21 protein-coding genes are annotated in these 18,711 nt (G+C 61.5%); 4 read left to right on the top strand and 17 right to left on the bottom strand.

Going from position 1 to position 18,711, the window contains the following annotated elements:
• Positions 1–3: 3 nt before the first annotated feature.
• The 3 genes from pdhA to eno form a co-directional block, all read right to left on the bottom strand.
• On the bottom strand, positions 4–1,041 hold the full coding sequence (gene pdhA, locus FJ941_RS10490; protein WP_027146759.1) for a pyruvate dehydrogenase (acetyl-transferring) E1 component subunit alpha: 1,038 nt from the start codon (positions 1,039–1,041) through the stop codon (positions 4–6).
• Positions 1,042–1,231: 190 nt separating this feature from the next.
• A complete protein-coding gene (locus FJ941_RS10485; protein ID WP_140505254.1) occupies positions 1,232–1,555 on the bottom strand; it encodes a septum formation initiator family protein in 324 nt (107 codons plus the stop codon).
• A 152-nt stretch (positions 1,556–1,707) separates the two neighbouring features.
• Positions 1,708–2,982 (bottom strand): phosphopyruvate hydratase, encoded by a 1,275-nt coding sequence (gene eno / locus FJ941_RS10480; protein ID WP_140505252.1) that lies wholly within the window; start codon positions 2,980–2,982, stop codon positions 1,708–1,710.
• Between the two features lie 201 nt (positions 2,983–3,183).
• Between eno and FJ941_RS29665 the strand changes: the two genes are divergently transcribed.
• Positions 3,184–3,309, top strand: coding sequence for a hypothetical protein (locus tag FJ941_RS29665; RefSeq protein WP_084636826.1), 126 nt, complete (start codon positions 3,184–3,186; stop codon positions 3,307–3,309).
• A 56-nt stretch (positions 3,310–3,365) separates the two neighbouring features.
• Here the strand turns inward: FJ941_RS29665 and FJ941_RS10470 are convergent, their stop codons facing one another.
• The 6 genes from FJ941_RS10470 to FJ941_RS29660 all read right to left on the bottom strand — a co-directional run bounded on the left by FJ941_RS10470 (position 3,366) and on the right by FJ941_RS29660 (position 6,560).
• Positions 3,366–3,731 carry a PRC-barrel domain-containing protein gene (locus FJ941_RS10470; RefSeq protein WP_027145612.1) on the bottom strand — a complete coding sequence of 122 codons (366 nt, stop codon included), beginning with the start codon at positions 3,729–3,731 and terminating at the stop codon, positions 3,366–3,368.
• Positions 3,732–3,814: 83 nt separating this feature from the next.
• Complete coding sequence (locus tag FJ941_RS10465; protein ID WP_027145611.1) at positions 3,815–4,018, bottom strand: dodecin family protein; 204 nt, start codon at positions 4,016–4,018, stop codon at positions 3,815–3,817.
• A gap of 78 nt (positions 4,019–4,096) precedes the next feature.
• Complete coding sequence (gene kdsA, locus FJ941_RS10460) at positions 4,097–4,939, bottom strand: 3-deoxy-8-phosphooctulonate synthase (protein WP_027145610.1); 843 nt, start codon at positions 4,937–4,939, stop codon at positions 4,097–4,099.
• Positions 4,936–5,820 (bottom strand): VOC family protein, encoded by an 885-nt coding sequence (locus FJ941_RS10455; protein ID WP_140505251.1) that lies wholly within the window; start codon positions 5,818–5,820, stop codon positions 4,936–4,938. Before FJ941_RS10455 ends, kdsA begins: the two co-directional genes overlap by 4 nt.
• Before the next feature lie 180 nt (positions 5,821–6,000).
• Positions 6,001–6,291, bottom strand: a complete 291-nt coding sequence (locus tag FJ941_RS10450; protein WP_027145608.1) for a Dabb family protein — start codon at positions 6,289–6,291, stop codon at positions 6,001–6,003.
• A gap of 134 nt (positions 6,292–6,425) precedes the next feature.
• Positions 6,426–6,560, bottom strand: coding sequence for a hypothetical protein (locus FJ941_RS29660; protein ID WP_263489212.1), 135 nt, complete (start codon positions 6,558–6,560; stop codon positions 6,426–6,428).
• A 330-nt stretch (positions 6,561–6,890) separates the two neighbouring features.
• On the opposite strand from FJ941_RS29660, the gene FJ941_RS10445 reads away from it, so the two are divergent.
• Entirely contained in the window at positions 6,891–8,147 is a 1,257-nt protein-coding gene (locus tag FJ941_RS10445) for a cyclopropane-fatty-acyl-phospholipid synthase family protein (RefSeq protein WP_140505249.1), read from the top strand.
• Positions 8,148–8,299: 152 nt separating this feature from the next.
• On the opposite strand, the gene FJ941_RS10440 is transcribed toward FJ941_RS10445, so the two are convergent.
• Both FJ941_RS10440 and FJ941_RS10435 read right to left on the bottom strand, forming a co-directional pair.
• The gene (locus tag FJ941_RS10440; RefSeq protein WP_140505247.1) at positions 8,300–10,279 is read right to left on the bottom strand and encodes a bifunctional 2',3'-cyclic-nucleotide 2'-phosphodiesterase/3'-nucleotidase; all 1,980 of its coding nucleotides are present in this window, start codon (positions 10,277–10,279) and stop codon (positions 8,300–8,302) included.
• Positions 10,280–10,430: 151 nt separating this feature from the next.
• Positions 10,431–11,696, bottom strand: coding sequence for an NAD(P)/FAD-dependent oxidoreductase (locus FJ941_RS10435; protein ID WP_140505246.1), 1,266 nt, complete (start codon positions 11,694–11,696; stop codon positions 10,431–10,433).
• A gap of 164 nt (positions 11,697–11,860) precedes the next feature.
• Here FJ941_RS10435 and FJ941_RS10430 point away from each other — a divergent pair, with 164 nt between their 5' ends.
• Entirely contained in the window at positions 11,861–12,520 is a 660-nt protein-coding gene (locus FJ941_RS10430; protein ID WP_140505244.1) for a 5-formyltetrahydrofolate cyclo-ligase, read from the top strand.
• 143 nt (positions 12,521–12,663) lie between these two features.
• Here FJ941_RS10430 and FJ941_RS10425 read toward each other — a convergent pair whose 3' ends face one another.
• Complete coding sequence (locus tag FJ941_RS10425) at positions 12,664–13,137, bottom strand: Lrp/AsnC family transcriptional regulator (RefSeq protein ID WP_015317948.1); 474 nt, start codon at positions 13,135–13,137, stop codon at positions 12,664–12,666.
• Positions 13,138–13,295: 158 nt separating this feature from the next.
• Here FJ941_RS10425 and ald point away from each other — a divergent pair, with 158 nt between their 5' ends.
• A complete protein-coding gene (gene ald, locus FJ941_RS10420; RefSeq protein ID WP_019858003.1) occupies positions 13,296–14,411 on the top strand; it encodes an alanine dehydrogenase in 1,116 nt (371 codons plus the stop codon).
• 221 nt (positions 14,412–14,632) lie between these two features.
• Here ald and FJ941_RS10415 read toward each other — a convergent pair whose 3' ends face one another.
• From FJ941_RS10415 to FJ941_RS10395, 5 genes are all read right to left on the bottom strand, one after another.
• Positions 14,633–15,100: a DUF1203 domain-containing protein gene (locus tag FJ941_RS10415; RefSeq protein ID WP_027145602.1), complete on the bottom strand. Its 468-nt coding sequence runs from the start codon at positions 15,098–15,100 to the stop codon at positions 14,633–14,635.
• A gap of 215 nt (positions 15,101–15,315) precedes the next feature.
• Positions 15,316–15,879 (bottom strand): GNAT family N-acetyltransferase, encoded by a 564-nt coding sequence (locus tag FJ941_RS10410; protein ID WP_027145601.1) that lies wholly within the window; start codon positions 15,877–15,879, stop codon positions 15,316–15,318.
• 4 nt (positions 15,880–15,883) lie between these two features.
• A complete protein-coding gene (gene sseA / locus FJ941_RS10405; RefSeq protein WP_140505242.1) occupies positions 15,884–16,750 on the bottom strand; it encodes a 3-mercaptopyruvate sulfurtransferase in 867 nt (288 codons plus the stop codon).
• A 36-nt stretch (positions 16,751–16,786) separates the two neighbouring features.
• Complete coding sequence (locus FJ941_RS10400) at positions 16,787–17,530, bottom strand: alanyl-tRNA editing protein (RefSeq protein WP_140505240.1); 744 nt, start codon at positions 17,528–17,530, stop codon at positions 16,787–16,789.
• Positions 17,530–18,564, bottom strand: a complete 1,035-nt coding sequence (locus FJ941_RS10395) for a cysteine synthase A (RefSeq protein ID WP_140505239.1) — start codon at positions 18,562–18,564, stop codon at positions 17,530–17,532. The genes FJ941_RS10400 and FJ941_RS10395 overlap by 1 nt, the downstream gene beginning before the upstream one ends.
• Positions 18,565–18,711 lie beyond the last annotated feature (147 nt).

The raw sequence follows: 18,711 nt of genomic DNA, 5'->3' as shown, positions 1-18,711 counted from the left end.
CCCTTACAATACGATATCGGTCCAGAGCTCGGACGGATCCGGCTCGGCGTCGTGCTGGGCAAATTCGGCGGCGTCGGCGACGATGTCGCGAACCTCCTTGTCGACGGTCTTGAGTTCGTCCTCGGTTGCCCACTTTTTCTCGATGAGCCGCGCCTTGACCTGCTCGATCGGATCATGATCGGAGCGCATCTTCTGGACTTCTTCCTTGGAGCGGTATTTCGCCGGGTCGGACATCGAGTGGCCGCGATAGCGGTAGGTCTGCATTTCGAGAATGATGGGTCCGTTGCCGGCACGGCACCACTCGGTAGCCAAATCGCCGGCCGCCTTCACCGCACGCACGTCCATGCCGTCGACCTGGATGCCCGGAATCTTGAACGAGGCGCCGCGATGCGAAAAATTGGTTTCCGCCGACGAGCGCGAAACCGATGTGCCCATGGCGTAGCGGTTGTTCTCGATGATGTAGATCACCGGCAGCTTCCACAGCGAGGCCATGTTGAAGCTCTCATAGACCTGGCCTTGGTTGGCGGCGCCGTCGCCGAAATAGGTCAGCGAGACATTGTTGTTGTCGCGATAGCGGTTGGCGAAGGCCAGGCCGGTGCCGAGCGACACCTGCGCGCCGACAATGCCGTGACCGCCATAGAAATGCTTTTCCTTGGAGAACATGTGCATGGAGCCACCCTTGCCCCTTGAAAGGCCGCCGCGGCGTCCGGTCAGCTCGGCCATCACGCCCCGCGGCGACAGCTCCATCGCCAGCATGTGGCCGTGGTCGCGATAGGCTGTGATCATCTGGTCGCCGTCGATCAGCGCCATCTTCATGCCGGTGACCACGGCTTCCTGGCCGATATAGAGATGGCAGAAGCCGCCAATGAAGCCCATGCCGTAGAGCTGGCCGGCCTTTTCCTCGAAGCGGCGAATGAGCAGCATGTGCCGGTAGGCGGCAAGCTCTTCGTCCTTGGTGAAGTCAGCAGGCTTGGGTGCCGACAGACCGGATTTGCCGTCGGATTTCGATTTGGCAGGCGCTTTTCTGGCTGCGTTGGCCATGCATCACTCCCTGTTGGCGTCTCTTTGCGGACACTGGAGCAAGGTCAACCTGCTCCGGGGAGATCGCCCTCCCCTTCGATTTATGGGAGGCTAACACGTAGAAAGGCGTTCCGCCATGTCGAAATTGCATAGCTGACATGCGCCTAAGCGGTTAAAATCATTGAAATATTGCCGATTAACCGAAAATTGGTTACTTCGCCGAAACCGGCAGCATGATGGTGATCTCATCAGGTTGGGATAAATTGAGCGCTTTGCGCGCCTGCTCGTCGAGCATGTCCTTCTCCAGCGTGCCATCATGCATGAGCTTGACGCGCCGTTCGAGCTCCGTCCTGCGCGCCTTGATCGCAACGAGCTGACCCTGCAGCGCGACCGTCTCGGCCTCCAGCTTGTATTTGGAATTGATGCCGAATTCGCCATGATAGGCATGAAAGCCGAAATAGGCCAGGAACGCCATGCAGAGCGAGGGAATGATCAGCCGGCCGGTGTTTCTCTGCTTGTGCTGACGCGTCCACATGACCGATTCCCCATGGCCGCGAACTCAGACGGCTCGAAGCCTTTTTCGCCTGATTGTGCTTAACGGACGGTTACGGGAGGCCGCCCAGTCGGGCCTGAAATGAAAAAGGGCGGGATGTCCCGCCCTCTCCATATCGACAATGTGCGGCCGGATCAGCTCTTGATCACCGACTTGCCGGCGTAACGCGCCTGCTTGCCGAGTTCTTCCTCGATGCGGATCAACTGGTTGTATTTGGCCATGCGGTCGGAGCGCGACAGCGAGCCGGTCTTGATCTGTCCGCAATTGGTGGCGACGGCAAGATCGGCGATGGTCGAATCCTCGGTCTCGCCCGAACGGTGCGACATGACGGCCGTGTAGGCTGCCTTGTGCGCGGTCTCGACCGCGTCGAGTGTCTCGGTCAGCGAGCCAATCTGGTTGACCTTGACCAGTATCGAATTGGCGACACCCATGCGGATGCCATCGCGCAGGCGCGCCGTGTTGGTGACGAAGAGATCGTCGCCGACAAGCTGCGTCTTCTTGCCGGTCAGGTCGGTCAGGTATTTCCAGCCTTCCCAGTCATCCTCGGCGAGGCCGTCCTCGATCGAGATGATCGGATAATCGGCGGCGAGCTTGGCGAGGTACTTGGCCTGCGCCTTGGGGTCGCGCGTCTTCTTCTCGCCCTCATAGACATAGTTGCCGTCCTTGAAGAACTCGGTCGCGGCGCAATCGAGGCCGAGCGCGATCTCTTCGCCCGGCTTGAATCCGGCCTTCTCGATCGATTCCATGATGAAGTCGAGCGCCACCGGCGCGCTCTTCAGGTTCGGCGCGAAGCCGCCCTCGTCACCGACATTGGTGTTGTGGCCGGCATCTTTCAGCTTCTTGCGCAGTGTGTGGAAGATTTCCGAACCCCAGCGCACGCCTTCGCGCAGCGTCGGCGCGCCGACCGGCAGGATCATGAATTCCTGGAAGTCGATCGGATTGTCGGCATGCGCGCCGCCATTGATGATGTTCATCATCGGCACCGGCAGGACATGCGCCTTGGTGCCGCCGACATAGCGATAGAGCGGCAGGCCGGCGGCATCGGCCGCGGCTTTCGCGACCGCCAGCGAAACGCCCAGAATGGCGTTGGCGCCGAGCCGGCTCTTGTTGGGCGTGCCGTCAAGCTCGATCATCGTCTGATCGATATGGATCTGGTTTTCGGCTTCCATGCCGCCGATCGCCTCGAACAGTTCGCCATTGACCGCCTCGACGGCCTTCAGCACACCCTTGCCGAGATAGCGGGCGCCGCCGTCGCGAAGTTCGACGGCTTCGTGGGCGCCGGTCGAGGCGCCCGACGGCACAGCGGCGCGGCCCATCGAACCGTCTTCGAGAACGACATCGACCTCGACGGTCGGGTTTCCACGGCTGTCCAGGATTTCACGCCCGACAATATCGATGATGGCGGTCATTACGATGTCCTCGATTGATCTGGAGAAAGGGGTCGCGCCCGTCTTAGCCAAAGCGACGCAAAAGGCAATCGGGCCCTGGCCGAATATTGCCGTTCGCTCGATTCACGAAGCGCAAGTTTCTGTCATCATAAGTCATGCCACCACACGCGCATTCCAGGTTATGAATGTTGTCGCGCGGGGCGAAACAGGAGGAGTTTCGCCATGTCTGAGTTGAGCGGTATCGTCAGTCTGTTCCTGATCGCCGCGGCGTTCCTGACGTCATGCGACAATCAGCAGTCACCGCCAAAAGCCTTTGCGCCTTTGGCGGCTTCGCACATCAGCGAGTAGCGTTGCCTTGAATCGAAAAGGGGGCCGTCGAAACGACCCCCTTTTTCGATTGTGCGTCAATGCCAATAGGGCCTGACTTTGTAATACTGATAGGACTCGTCGCGCGCGCTCTCGCCATCCGCGCCGGCCAGTTCGTTGATCGAATGGGCAGGCGCTGCCTTCAGCTGTTCCTTGGTGAAGGGTACGACATAGCCGCCTCTTGCCTCATCATAGTCGAGGCTTGCCCAAGGAATGGCGTGGTACTTCTCGCTAATGCCGAGAAAGCCACCGAAACCGATCACCGCGAACATGATGCCATTCGACGTCTTGTCGAGCATGACATCCTCGATGCTGCCGATGCTGTCGCCTTGGGTGTTGTAGACGGTAGTGCCGATGACTCGCGAAGCGGCAATGGCTTCGGTGTGGCCTGTCTGGGTAGTCATTATCGTACTCCTCGTTGTCGTTGATCTCTGCCTGACAATGAGGGGCGCGGGCGAAAGTTCCCGACTTTTTGGTGGCTGCCTGATCACTCAGCGAGGATGAAAGTCACCTTCATGTTGACGCGATAGGCCGTGATCTTGCCGTCCTCGACAACGATCTTCTGGTCCTGGATCCAGGCGCCCTCGACGTTCTTCAGGGTCTTCGAGGCGCGCGCAATTCCCTGCTCGATGGCGTCCTGAAAGCTCTTGCTGGACGACGAGGTGATTTCGGTGACGCGGGCGACAGACATTGGCTTCCTCCTGCCAAAACGCTCATTTCCAGGACAAAGCGTATAACCGGGGCTTGTTCGCTACAAGGCGGTGGCTTTTCAGCCCTTTGCGATCCTGTCGAAGGCCATCAGCCTTTCCAGCAGTGCCGGCATGTCTTTCAGCGGCACCATGTTGGGACCATCGGAAGAGGTCGAATTGTCGGGGTCCTGATGGGTCTCGATAAAGACGCCGGCAACGCCGACGGCAACGGCCGCGCGGGCCAGCGTCTCGACAAAGCGGCGCTCCCCGCCAGACGACCCGCCCTGCCCGCCCGGCTGCTGCACCGAATGGGTGGCGTCGAAGATCACCGGGGCGCCGATCTCGGCCATGACAGGCAGAGCGCGCATATCCGACACCAGTGTGTTGTAGCCGAAAGAAGCGCCACGCTCGGTGGTCAGCACATTGGCATTGCCGGAACCGGTGATCTTGGCGACCACGTTCTTCATGTCCCAAGGCGCGAGGAATTGCCCCTTCTTGACATTGATGACCTTGCCCGTCCTTGCGGCGGCGACCAGCATATCGGTCTGGCGCGACAGGAAAGCCGGTATCTGCAGCACATCGACATGCGGAGCAACAATCGCGCACTGCTCCTCGGTGTGGACATCGGTCAGCACGGGAAGCGAGAATTCCTTGCGCAATTCATCGAAGACGGGAAGCGCGGCGTCCATGCCGGCACCACGCGTTGCCGAAAGAGACGTGCGGTTGGCCTTGTCATAGCTCGTCTTGTAGACGAGGCCGATGCCGAGCCTGCCGGTCAGTTCCTTCAGCGCGCCGGCCATATCGAAGGCGTGCTGGCGCGATTCAAACTGGCACGGGCCGGCGATCAGCGCGAGGGGCCCCGCATTGTCGAAGACGACATTGCCGACGGTTACCGACGAATTGGGCGCCAGGGGGTTGCTCATTGGATCTCCCGAAAGATGAAAGCCGCGCCCTGCCCGGGTGCCGGCCGCACGATGATGTCATTGCCCGACATATCGTGTTCGATGGCATTGGCCGCAAGCAGGCTTGCGGCGGTGTCAATGTCGCGGATCGAAAAAACCACGGCGGCGAAGCGCAACTCTGATGGCGCCCCGGCCGGCATTCCAAAGCGCGCCGTGAAAGAGGCTGCGTCCAGGACGGTCAAGATCGCGTTCGGCAGATGAAAAGCGCCGCCTTGGGTATCGGCGGACGGGTCGTTGACCGCCACTGAAATCAGCCGGTGCTGCTCGGCTGGGGCGCCGCCGCTGATTGCAATCACCTCGACAATTCCGTCGACGCCGTTGGGGTGAGCCTGCAATGCTGCGCGGTCCACTTTCGGCGCATTGATGCGCTGGCAGGTAAAAAGAAATGCGTCCGTTTGGCCGTGAGCCGCAGCAAAGGCGAGCTTGAACGAGGCCGTATCGCTTTTGCCCGCCGCGTCGGTGAAGGTTCGCGAGAAGCTCAGCGTGTCTCCCGCCGACAGGCCAGCTTTGACATAGCGTTCATGGTCGCCATCGGCATTGTCCGTGCCAAGAACCACCGCGGAAAATCCCTCGTTGCCATGGCTTTCGCGATAAAGGCGGTCGCGCGCAACGAAGACATTGCCCTCGGCAGCCGCCTCTGTCGCAGCCTGTTCACTGCCAATCGCAAGCGGCTCCAGATAGGTGCCGTCAGCAAGGAAAACGCAGCAGTTTTCCGTGCCAAAGGGATGGATGCCGGTCGGAGCGACGACGAAGCCAAGCGCGTCGAGCCGGGCGCGCGCGGCGTCGAGGCTCTGTGTCGGCAAAACCAGATGATCGAGCGGATGAATGCCTGATGAGGTCATGGAAGCGCGATGTGCATCATTCGGAAGATCGGTTCAAGACCTTGGTCGCCGGCGGCGGCTCGTCGCGCTGGACGAATTGCGGGCCTGGCGGAAAGCCATCAACCTTCCCGGCGGCCTTCACATGCTGCCCGGTTATTTCACGGGGCGCCGCGAACGGCACCTTCTGGAGCAAGCGCTGGATCAGCTTCCGGCCACGACATCAGCGGAATAGCGCAGTTCGCGCATTGGTTTGACGTTGCTGGTGGTCTGCGCATAGAGCGGGTGCGCCTTGTAGGCGGCCAGCGCCGCGTCATCGGCGAATTCCGCGTAGACGACGACATCAACTTCATCCGACAGCGGGTCGACCTTGGTGTTCAACGTGACCTCGAAAAGGCTCGAATGAGGAATATCGCCGAGCGCCAGCAGCCCGGTGCGAACTGCTTCCACATCTTCCTTGCGCCGTGCGCTGAAGAAAACGATATGCCGGATCAATCCCGCCTCCTCGATCTGAATGTCGGGGTCTTTTGTGACGGCGGTCTCTTCGCGTCAACCGGTCATGGCGCCACACGTCCCTGCGACGCGCCTCGATCGGTGCTGGACCTCAGCTGCCAATTTGAAGGGGATGTCTAGGTCTTGCCGGTGACGTAGCGCACCGCATGGGAAACCTCCCTGACCGTGACGTCGAGATACCGGCCCTGATTGTAGAGGCCGTCCCAGATCAGGAAGAACGCGATGGCGGCAATGACAATTACATAACGCATGGCTAAAGCTATCGCACTAGCGCTGCTGCTGCCATAGACGTTTTTGATTGGGCTGCAGCGACCTTACGCAAGGCGTCAGATGCCGGGCGCCGCGTGGCACGCCAGCTTTCGGCATGCCTCTTGAAGTTCCCCCTCATGACGTGGAAGATTGTGGCAGGCATTCACTGGAAGCGCTGAAGCTCTGGCTAAGGGGCGCGCTTTCGTTCGAGCCCGCCTGTCGCCGGATCCGCAAGCTACCGGTCGAGGCAAGGGCGTTCGAACCCGGCGGATGATCCAAGGGAACCGTAGCTCGGCAATTGCGCCGACGCCACGGAGATCCAGGGGCATGGAATGGGACACGGGGAACATCACGGCATAGTGCCGAGCGAAGCGGTCAGGCTCGATGAATTCAATTTCGCCGAGATCGTCAAGGGCCTGCCGGCCAAGGCGCGCATGGTGCTGTCGGCGGCCATGAGCCTGCCGCGCGGATCGCTGAAGGTCAGGATGCCGGACGGCCGCGCCGTTCTCGTCGGCGGCAAGGCGCCGGGTCCCGACGCCGAACTCGTGCTCAAGAACTGGCGTCTGCCAGGCCGCGCCTTTTCCGGCGGCACGATCGGCGTTGCCGAATCCTATATGGACGGCGATTGGGAAAGCCCTGACGTCACCAGCTTCCTCGAACTGTTTGTGGTCAACTCGGCGATCGGCGAACGCGTCGCGGGCGGCGCCAGCTGGCTCATCAACACGGTCCAGCGCATCCGCCACTGGTTCAACGAGAACACCCGCATGGGGTCGAAGCGCAATATCTCGGCGCATTACGATCTCGGCAACGCCTTCTACAAGGAATGGCTCGACCCGAGCATGACCTATTCCTCGGCGCTTTATGCCAATGGCGCCAACGATCTCGAGAGCGCCCAAGCCGCCAAATACCGGGAGCTGGCCAGGGATACGGGCATAAGTGGCAAGGATCATGTGCTGGAGATCGGCTGCGGCTGGGGCGGCTTTGCCGAATTCGCGGCGCGCGAAATCGGCTGCCGGGTTACCGGATTGACCATCAGCCGCGAGCAGCACGATTTCGCCAAGGCACGCATCGTCAAGGCCGGGCTTGCCGACAAGGTCGACATCAAGCTGCAAGATTACCGCGATGAAACCGGCACTTACGATCGCATCGCCTCGATTGAGATGTTCGAGGCTGTCGGCGAGAAATACTGGCCGGTATTCTTCTCCAAGATGAAGGCTTGCCTGAAGCCCGACGGCACCGCGGGGCTGCAGATCATCACCATCAACGAAGCCGCCTACGACACCTACCGCGCCAGGCCGGATTTCATCCAGCGCTACGTCTTCCCGGGCGGCATGCTGCCGACGCCGTCCATCTTGAAGTCGCTTGGCGCAACGCACGGCCTTGCCCATCTACGCGAACGCGTTTTCCCCGAGGACTATGCCCGCACGCTTTCCGAATGGCGCCAGCGTTTCCGGGGATCGTGGGAAAAGATCGTGCCGCTCGGCTTCGACGATCGTTTCAAGAAGCTCTGGGAATTCTACCTGCATTATTGCGAGGCCGGTTTTCGCACCAGCTATATCGACGTGCGCCAGGTGGTCTACAAGGCGTAAGGCTGGCCAGGCTGACAGCGGCTTTTCCACGGATGCGCTGGATCTTGTCATGCCGGTGATCAAGGGCGATCCGCGCCGCCCACCCTCCAAAGAGCTGACTGGAGGCCTGGGGATGCGGCCAAGACTGACCGCATCCGGCTTTGACGGCCTTATCAGAGAAAAATGCGATATCTGGCAAAACCAGCTTCGCCCTCGCCGGCAGGCTCGATCCTCAGCGACTTCACATCGGCAATGAAGTCCTTTGCCTTGACGCCTGTCTCGAAGACGACGCTGGCTCCCGGCAACGGCGCGAACGACCAGTTGCCATCCGCCGTCGGGTTGATGGTGCCTTGGCTGATGACGTAGCGGACGATGACGTCGCGGTTGGTGTCAGGCGCCTCGTAGATGATCTTCGAGGCATTGATGTCGGGAAAGTTGCCACCGCCGCCGGCACGATAGTTGTTGGTCGCAACGATGAATTTCGCTGCTGGATCAATCGACTTGCCGTCGAATTTCAGGTCGACAATTCGATTGGAACCGGCATTGGCGACGCCGCCCTTCGAATCGTATTTCGGCGGCTGCGACAGGTCTATCCTGTAGCTGACGCCATCGATGACATCGAAATTATAGGAGGGGAATTCAGGGTCGATCAGCGGCTGGTCAGCCTTCCCTGCCTCGATCTTTTTGAAGATGCCGGCCGACATCTCCAGCCATTCCTTCACCTGCGCACCCGTGATCTCAACCGCGCGAACCGTGTTCGGATAGAGATAGAGGTCGGCGACGTTCTTGATTGCGATGTCGCCCACCGGCACGTCGGTGTAGTAGTCGGCGCCGCTGCGCCCGCCAGCCTTGAAGGGCGCCGCCGCCGACAACATCGGCACGTCCTTCCACTGGGTGCTCTTCAGGATATCCTTGAGATACCAGCTCTGCGCCTGGTTGACGATTTGCACCGACGGATCATCGGCCACCAGCGCGAAATAGGAATAGAGCGGCGCCGAGGTCTTGCCGACAGGGCGGCGCACATAGGCGAGCGTCGCCTCGTGGTCCTGCTCGACAGCGGCAATGATGCGCTTGTCGTCCGGGACGATCGGCTTGTTCTTGTTGTCGACACGCTCGAAGATCGGCCGCGCCTCCGATGTCGCCGAGACCACTTTCCACTTCGACCCGTCGCGTTCCAGCATCAGGTCGATCAGGCCCATATGCGAGCCCCAGAAACCGCCCATGACGGCGGGTTTGCCTTGCAGCGTCCCCTTCTGTGCGTCAACGCCCTCTAGCGCCTGGAAATCCTTCTTGCCGGGGAAGACCAGGTGCTGGTGGCCGGTGAAGACGGCGTCGATGCCTTCGACGCCGGCGACGAAGAACGAGGCGTTCTCCATCATGTCACCCTGTTTGACGTCGATGCCGGAATGCGAGAGCGCGATGACGATATCGGCACCCTCCTCCTTCATCTGCGGCACCCAGGCCTTCGCCGCCTCGACGATGTCGCGCGTCTTGACGTTGCCTTCGAGATTCTTGAGGTCCCAGATCATGATCTGGGGCGGTACGAAACCGATGATGCCGATCCTGATCGGCTGTTCCGCGCCTGACCCGTCCTTAATCTTCTTGTCCAGGATTATGTAGGGCTTGAGGTAGAGCTTGTCGTCGCGCGGGTTGGCGGCAAGCTCGGTGCCCCGGATGAGATTGGCGCAGACGAACGGGAAATTGGCGCCGGCCAGCACCTTGTCCAGAAAGGACAGGCCGTAGTTGAATTCGTGGTTGCCAAGTGTCGAACACTCATAGCCGAGCAGGTTCATGCCTTTCATGATCGGATGGAGATCGCCCTCCTTCAGGCCCTTCTCATAGGCGATGTAGTCGCCCATCGGATTGCCCTGCAAAAGGTCGCCATTGTCGATCAGCATCGAATTCGCGGCTTCCTTGCGCACGGCGTCGATCAGGGACGCCGTGCGCGACAGGCCCATCGTGTCATTGGCTTTGTCGGCGTAGTAATCATAGGGCAGCACGTTCACATGGATATCGGTGGTTTCCATGATTCTCAGATGCGCCTGGTTGGCCTGCGCACGGGCGGAGAAGGGATGAAGCATGATCAGCGCCCCTGTGGCAGCGGCCCCCGCAAGGAGACCACGGCGAGAGACGGGATGGAGCAGTTGCGACATGTTTTCTCCTTACTTCGACGACCTGACAAGCCCTGCCCCGAGGCGAACTTCGCGCTGAAACCGGCTCAAGTCCACTCAAGAAGTCGCGCGCATCGGCACGCCAATCCATCAGCTACAGATGACGGCCCGATGAAAAGCGCGGTGAAGAAAGTCAGCTCCTGTCGTCGTCGCCCTGGGTGATCAGCCGGGCGCTGCGCTGGCCTGTGACGTAGATCCATAGCCAGCTCAGCGAAACCGCAAGCCGGTTGCGGAAACCGATCAGGAAATAGATGTGGGCGATGCCCCAGAGCCACCAGGCGAGCCAGCCGGTCAGCTTGATCCAGCCGAAATCGATCGCGGCCGCGCGCTTGCCGATCGTCGCCAGATCACCGGCATGCTTGTAATGGAAAGGCCGCGGGCTCGTGTCGCCGGCAAGCCTGGCCTTGACGGTCGCGGCAACATGCCGTCCCTCCTGCTTGGCGGAAGGTGCCACGCCGGGCACCGGCCGTCCGTCGGGCCGCAGCACAAGCGCTGCGTCGCCGATGACAAAAATTTCCGGGCTGCCGGGCACACTGAGATCAGGCTCGACCAAGACCCTGCCGGCTCGGTCCGCCTTCGCTCCCAGCCATTCGGCGGCGGGCGAAGCGGCAACGCCGGCTGCCCACAGGATCGTGCGTGCCGGCAGAACCGTGTCGCCAAAAACCACGCCTTCGGCATCGCAGCGCGTGACGGCCCGGCCAAGCTCGACCACAACACCAAGCCGTTCCAGCGCCTTCCCGGCATAGTCGGAGAGCGTCGGCGCGAAATTGGCCAGAATGCGGTCGCCGGCCTCGATCAGCACCACGCGCGTCTGGCGCGTATCGATGTTGCGGAATTCGCCGCGCAGCGTGTCATGCGCCAGTTCGGCAATGGTTCCGGCAAGTTCGACGCCGGTCGGCCCGCCGCCGACGATGGCAATGGTCAGCAGCGCCTGGCGCCTGGCGGGGTCGGGTTCCCGCTCCGCCTGCTCGAAGGCCAGAAGAATGCGGCGCCGAATGGTGGTGGCGTCCTCCAATGTCTTCAGGCCCGGTGCGAAAGGCTCCCATTCGTCATGGCCGAAATAGGCGTGGCGCGCGCCGGTGGCGAGCACCAGCGTGTCGTAGGCGACGGTGCTGCCATCGTCGAGCAAAACACGTTTGCCGGCCCGGTCGACTCCCGTGACATTGGCCAGCAGCGTGATCACATCCTTGCGCTTGCGCAGGAGATGGCGGATCGGCCAGGCAACCTCCGAGGTCGCCAGCGCCGTGGTTGCCACCTGATAGAGCAGCGGCTGGAACAGATGATGGTTGCGCTTGTCGATCATGGTGATGCGCACTGGTACACCGGCCAGCGCGCGGGTGAATTCAAGGCCACCGAACCCGGCGCCGACGACGACGACATGGTGTCTGGCATCGCTCATTTCGTTCACCCTTGATGGGCAAGATTGCCTGCCTAGATGTAGGTATTTTTGTGCAATGCAACAATGGCAGGACAGTGCGCGAGACTCGTCGTGCCATGTCGTGAATGCGCATGTTGTATCGTATCGCGAGGTATAGCGTCATCGAAGGCGAGATGAGGTGAGGCATGGCTAAAGATCATGACGAACAGGGTCCGGCACAGTATGCCTCGCCACCCTGCTTCCTGCATGAGCTCGATCCCGCGTTCCAAGCACCGCTCAGCGACTGGACCGACGTCAGGCGCTGGCGCAAGGCCGAGCGTGAGCGTCTGATCGCGGCGCGCCTTGCCGTTTCCGCCGAAGCGCGAACGGCAATGTCGCAACGCATCGCGGAAGGCCTCGAGGCAGTGATCGGTGGCGTAGCAGGCCGGATGGTCAGCCTCTACTGGCCGTTTCGCGGCGAGCCGGATTTGCGGCCATGGATGGCGTCGATCAACGCGCAAGGCGGCCGCACCGCGTTGCCCATCGTTGTCGAAAAGGGTCAGCCGTTGATCTTTCGCGCCTACAAACCGGGCGACCGGCTGGAGAAAGGGGTGTGGAACATCCCGATCCCGGCCGAAGGCGATCCGGTGCTGCCGGACATCGTGATCTCGCCCATTGTCGGCATTGATCCGGCAAGCTATCGGCTGGGCTATGGCGGCGGCTTCTTCGACCGCACGCTGGCCGCCATGTCGTTCAAGCCACTGGTCATCGGCGTCGGCTACGAATTGCAGCGCATCGCCACCATCTATCCGCAGTGGCACGACATCCCCATGGACCGGATCGTGACGGAGGCTGCCACGGCGTAAGTTAGAGCCCGTTTCGAAGCTCGTTCATGTGAGTCATATGGAGGTGTTTCGAGAACCGGAGCGCAGCGGACATTTGGGTCCGTGAGCACCGGAGCGCAGAAAACGCCTTCAGATGGCCATAGGAACGAGGTTTCGGTCGGGCTCTAAGCCATTTCCGGCTTCAACCCCATGGCCGTTCGGTCGACGATTTCGCGCAAGGCGAAGGACGAATTGATCTTCGTTACGTGCGGCATCGCCGACAACCATTCCTTGTGGATGCGCTCGTAGTCGACGAGATCCTTCGCCGCGATCCTCAGGATATAATCGTACTCGCCCGACATCAGGTGGCACGACAGTACGTTCGGACAGCGTTTGATCGCCGCTTCGAAGTCCGACAGCGTCTTCTCGAACTGGCCGGAGAGCGATATGTGGACGATCGCCGTCATCTGGTGGCCAAGGGCTGCATTGGACAGCCGGGCGTGGTAGCCGCGAATAGTTCCGGATTTTTCCAGATTGTCGAGCCGGCGCGAACAGGCCGACTGCGACAGGCCGACCTTTTCGGCAAGGGCCGCGTTCGGCATCCGACCATCCTTCTGCAATGTCTCCAGAATGGCGATATCAATCCTGTCGAGCGGCATTCTTCGTGATTCCTGCGAATATCGGTACATTTTTCGCAACGATTATCGAAGGACGCGCGCTCCTGCAAGCGCATTCGCAAACACCTGCGCGCCGATTCATGGTTCACTGCGTCCATACAGGGAGTGAGCCCAAAAAGGGCCCGGATCAGGAGAAGAAAATGCGCGTCGGCTGCCCCAAGGAAATCAAGAACCACGAATACCGTGTCGGCCTCACGCCGGGCTCGGTCCGCGAATATGTCGCCCATGGCCATGAAGTTCTGGTCGAGGCCGGCGCGGGCGCCGGCATCGGCGCCGATGACAATGCCTATCGCGCCGCCGGCGCCACCATCGCCAAGACGGCCGCCGACGTGTTCGCCAAGTCGGACATGATCGTCAAGGTCAAGGAGCCGCAGCCCAATGAGTGGGTACAGCTGCGCGAAGGCCAGATCCTCTACACCTATCTCCACTTGGCCCCGGATCCGGAACAGACCAAGGGCCTGCTCGCTTCGGGCGTCACCGCGATTGCCTATGAAACCGTGACCGACGATCGTGGCGGGCTGCCGCTTCTGGCGCCAATGTCGGAAGTCGCTGGCCGCCTGTCGATCCAGGCCGGCGCCACGGCGCTGCAGAAGGCCAATGGCGGCCGCGGCGTGCTGCTCGGCGGCGTGCCCGGCGTGCTGCCCGGCAAGGTCACCGTGCTCGGCGGTGGCGTTGTTGGCCTCCACGCGGCCCGCATGGCCGCCGGCCTTGGCGCAGATGTCACCATCATCGACCGCTCGATCCCGCGTCTGCGCCAGCTCGACGATCTCTTCGCCGGCCGGGTCCACACCCGTTATTCGACCGTCGAGGCGCTCGAGGAAGAATGCTTCTCGGCCGACATCGTCGTCGGCGCCGTGCTCATCCCGGGCGCTGCCGCGCCGAAGCTTGTCACCCGCGAAATGCTGTCCGGCATGAAAAAGGGCTCGGTACTGGTCGATGTCGCCATCGACCAAGGCGGCTGCTTCGAGACCTCGCACGCGACCACCCATGCCGAACCCACCTACGAAGTCGACGGTGTCATCCACTACTGCGTCGCCAACATGCCTGGTGCAGTGCCGGTCACTTCGGCCCATGCGCTGAATAACGCAACGCTGCACTATGGCCTGCAGCTCGCCGACAAGGGCCTGAAGGCCCTGGTCGACGACCATCACCTGCGCAACGGCCTCAACGTCCACAAGGGCAAGATCACCAACCGCGCGGTCGCCGAAGCGCTCGGCTATGAACTGGTCGAGCCGAAGGCAGTGCTCGCGGCTTAATACACCCGAAAGCTTCCTTCAGTCCCCGCCGGCTCAAACCGGCGGGTTTTTTCTTGAGCGATCGGTGCAGGCAACAAAAAAGCGGAGCCAAAGCCCCGCTTCCTCGATATCGAGATTTGCCGCCGGTTCATCCGCGGTCGGCCAATCGATCGACAACGGCTTTCTAGCGCGTCCATGCGACAGCAGTGCGACAGAAGCTTTCTATCGGCAATCGTTGCATCTCATGCGCGCTCGATACGGCACTGGTAGCAATTGTTGCGCGCCGAGCGGACATGCACATAGGCAATGTCTTCACGCTCGAACAAGGTCTCGGCTCGTGCGGCAATTGCTTGGGTCGGGATGACGCCACCGCTACCGTAGACGATACGATCATCGCTGCCATAGCCGCGCACGATATAGTCCGGGCTATCGAGAATCTCCGGCGGCAGTCCTGCCCCGGCGGCACGCTCGCACTCCTGGGCATGCAGGAAGATCGGCCCTGTTTCAGCGTAGGGCTGAGGGTTCGGAAATGGCCGGTAGGCGAGGATTAGGTAGACATCCCCGGCGGCGATATTCCTAAGGCAATGCCGGCAAGGCATGCCATCACCGTCAGAGATTTTCCGCTCGGGCGTCTGGCCATAGGCATCGGGACCGCCGCGCTGCAGGGCCCTTACATCTTCGGTCGGCAGAGCTGTGAACTGGATGGTCATGGCAAGATCTCCGCTGCTGTCGACCGGAAATTACCCGCTCGCGACAGGGCTTCCCACCCGATTCCCGCCAAGCATCCGGGAACCGATCCGATGTGAGGATAGGTCCCCGTAGACCTTCGATGGGATCCCCGGCATCTCCAGACATAAGCCGGCTAATCAGTGCGACAAATCACTTGATGAAATCGTCGAAGCGGCGGTTCAGATTCCGGCTGGAGTTACGGCCGCATGACGCTGGCCGAGCGCTCGGCGAAAGGTAGGGGATGCACGACCTCTTTCTTCTGAGCGACCGGCTTGAAACCGAGCTTCTGGTAGAGCGGCAGCGCTGCGGGGTGGTCGAGCGTGCAGGTCTGCACCGTCACCCGTTTCGGCCCATACGACCACGCCGCCGCAATCGCCGAGCCAAGGAACCAGCGGCCGATGCCTTGCCCGGTGGCGTGTTCCATCATGCCGAAATAGGCGAGTTCGACTTCCTCGGGCAGATGCGGCTTGAGGTCGAAGAAGCCTGCCGGCGAACCGTCGAGATAGAGCACCCTGATGTCGCGATCCTCGCGGTGGATTCCGGCCGACAGCTCGTCGTCATTCAGCCTTAGAACATTCACCCAGTGCCATTTGCGCCCCACCCGGTCCATCAGGTAGCGGTAGAAATGCAAGGGAATATCCCTGGTCTTCAGCAGTGCGACCTGACGGTTGTAGGGCACCGGTGGCGAGGCGGCCTGTGGGGCATGCATCTCCAGAAAAGTCACCGTGACTTCAATATCCTGCAGCACGCCGTTTTCCATCAATTCATTCCTTGCCGGTCTTCGCTGGGCCGGTCACGACCGGCGTATCGGACAGCCCGCCCCACTCGGTCCATGAGCCGTCATAAAGCCTGTTGTCGGTGTGGCCAAGCGTCTCCAGCGCCAGCGTGACCACCGCAGCGGTGACGCCGGAGCCGCAGGATGTGACCACTGGTTTGGACAGGTCGATACCGGAGTTCTCTATCACCTTGCGCAAACGGTCCTTCGGCAGCAGCCTGCCGTTTTCGGAAAGCGCCGAATAAGGGATGTTGCGTGCGCCCGGCATATGGCCGGAGCGGATGCCAGCGCGGGGCTCGGGCTCGGCACCGGTAAAGCGGCCCGGTCCCCGGGCGTCGGCAATCTGGCTTGCTTTCGTATCGACGATCCGGCGCATGTCGGCCAAACCGACGACGCGACCGGCATCGAAATCAGCATGAAAGACGCTTGGCGCGATCTTGGTCGGCTCGGCTGTTACCGGCCGGTCGGACGCCTTCCAGTTGTCGAAACCGCCGTCCAGAATATAGGTCTGGAAGACGCCCATGATGCGGAACATCCACCATGCCCGGGGCGCCGAGAAGAAACCCGGGCCATCATAAACGACGATGGTGTCATCGGCCGAAACGCCCATTGAGCCGACATACTGGGCGAAATGCTGCGGCGATGCCAGCGTATGCGGCATGGCGGCGTCGGGATCCGAAACGGCATCCTGGTCCAGGAAACGGGCGCCTGGAATATGGGCAGCATCATACTCGGCGCGCGCGTCGCGTTTTTGCGCCGGCAGATACCAGGAGGCATCTATGATCGTTAGGCCCGGCTGGCCCAAGCGCTCCTGCAGCCAGTCGGCGTCGACGGTGAAAGGACTGTCTTCGGCCATTTTCTCTCCTACCGCCTTTTGACGGTGTCTGTCTGTTCAGTTCGCCGGCATGGGGCCGAAGCGGATGCGGAAGCGCCTGTTCTCCCGGCCTTTCTTCTCGATCTTGCCGATGTGGACCTCGCCGATTTCGCCGGTGCTCTTCACATGCGTGCCACCGCAGGGCTGGCTGTCCACCGAGGCGCTTTCGCCGATGCAGACGAGGCGGATATTGCCCGTGCCAACGGGCGGTCGGACATTCTTGGATTTCACCAGGCCGGGATTGGCGGCCAATTCCTCGTCGCTGATCAGCCTGGTGAAGATGGGATGATCAGCCCTCACCAGGTCCATCATGCCGGCAGTCACATCTTCCTTGGTGAAGCTGGCGTCCGGAATGTCGAAATCGACACGGCTGTCGTCCTCGGAAACCGCCGCACCGGTGATCGGGAACGGGCAGACGACTGTCAGCAGGTGGCAGGCAGCGTGCATGCGCATCAGCAGGTGCCGCCGCTCCCAGAAGATTGCCAGCTTCACCCGCTCGCCAACGGCCAGTGCCGTCTGCGCGGGCGCCGGCACGTGGATGATCTCGTCCTTGGTTTCGCCTGTAATCGTGGCGGCGATCTCGATGCGGCTGCCGTCGGCACACTCCAACGTGCCGCTATCACCCGGCTGGCCGCCAGAGGTGGCATAAAAGATCGTCCGGTCGAGGATGATGCCGCCGCGCTCATTGATGGCGACGACCGTGGCGTCAGCCGTCCTGAGATAGGCATCGTCGCGAAACAGCGCTTCTGTCTTGTGCGCCATCACGCGACCTTTTCGAACGGCACCGAGATCTTGCTCTGCAGTTCCATCCAGCCCGGCACAGGAAGCTTCTTGTCGCGCAGGAATTCCGGGTTGAACAGCTTCGACTGATAGCGCGTGCCGTAGTCGCAGAGGATCGTCACGATGGTGTGGCCCGGGCCCAATTCCCTGGCCAGCCGCATCGCGCCGGCAATGTTGATGCCAGTCGAGCCGCCGACGCACAGGCCTTCCTCCTGGATCAGGTCGAAGACGATCGGCAGCGCGTCCTCATCCTTGATCTGGTAGGAGAAGTCAGGCGTGAAGCCTTCGAGATTGGCGGTGATGCGCCCCTGCCCGATGCCTTCGGTGATCGAACTGCCTTCGGACTTTAATTCGCCGCTGGTATAGAAGCTGTAGAGGGCGGCGCCGAGAGGATCGGCGAGCGCAATCTTGACGTTCTTGCTCCTGGCCCTCAAACCGAGCCCGACACCGGCCAGCGTTCCGCCCGAACCCACCGCCGAGACGAAACCGTCGACCTTGCCGCCGGTCTGGGCCCAGATTTCCTCGGCCGTGGTACGGATATGACCATCGCGGTTGGCGACATTGTCGAACTGATTGGCCCAGATGGCGCCGTTCGGCTCAGTTCTCGCCATCTGCTCGGCCAGCCGCCCCGACAGCTTCACATAATTGTTGGGGTTCTTGTAAGGCACGGCGGGCACTTCGATCAGTTCGGCGCCGAGCAACCTGATCGTGTCCTTCTTTTCCTGGCTCTGCGTATCCGGGATGACGATGACCGTGCGATAGCCGAGTGCCTTGGCGACGAGCGTCAACCCGATGCCGGTGTTGCCGGCCGTCCCCTCGACGATGACACCGCCCGGCTTCAACAGGCCACGTTGTTCGGCATCGCGGATGATGAACAGCCCGGCGCGATCCTTGACCGACTGGCCCGGATTCATGAACTCGGCCTTGCCCAGGATCTCGCAGCCGGTCTCTTCGGAAGCTTTATTGAGGCGGATCAGAGGCGTGTTGCCGATCGCGTCGATCACAGAACGGGGCATTCAGGATTCCTTGTGTACGTGCGCCGAAACCCTAGAAACCCAACGCTTCGGTTTCAAGGCAAGAATTCGTCTGGTCCAGTCGCATTTCCGGCGCTGCGGTGCATGGATGTCGCTGGGGACCATTTGCACCTGGCGTCGAGAAGCACC

This window comes from Mesorhizobium sp. B2-3-13, assembly GCF_006442195.1.
Lineage (GTDB): Bacteria > Pseudomonadota > Alphaproteobacteria > Rhizobiales > Rhizobiaceae > Mesorhizobium > Mesorhizobium salmacidum.
The sequence above is the reverse complement of the archived record's forward strand: the minus strand, read 5'-3'. Positions and strand labels throughout refer to the sequence as shown.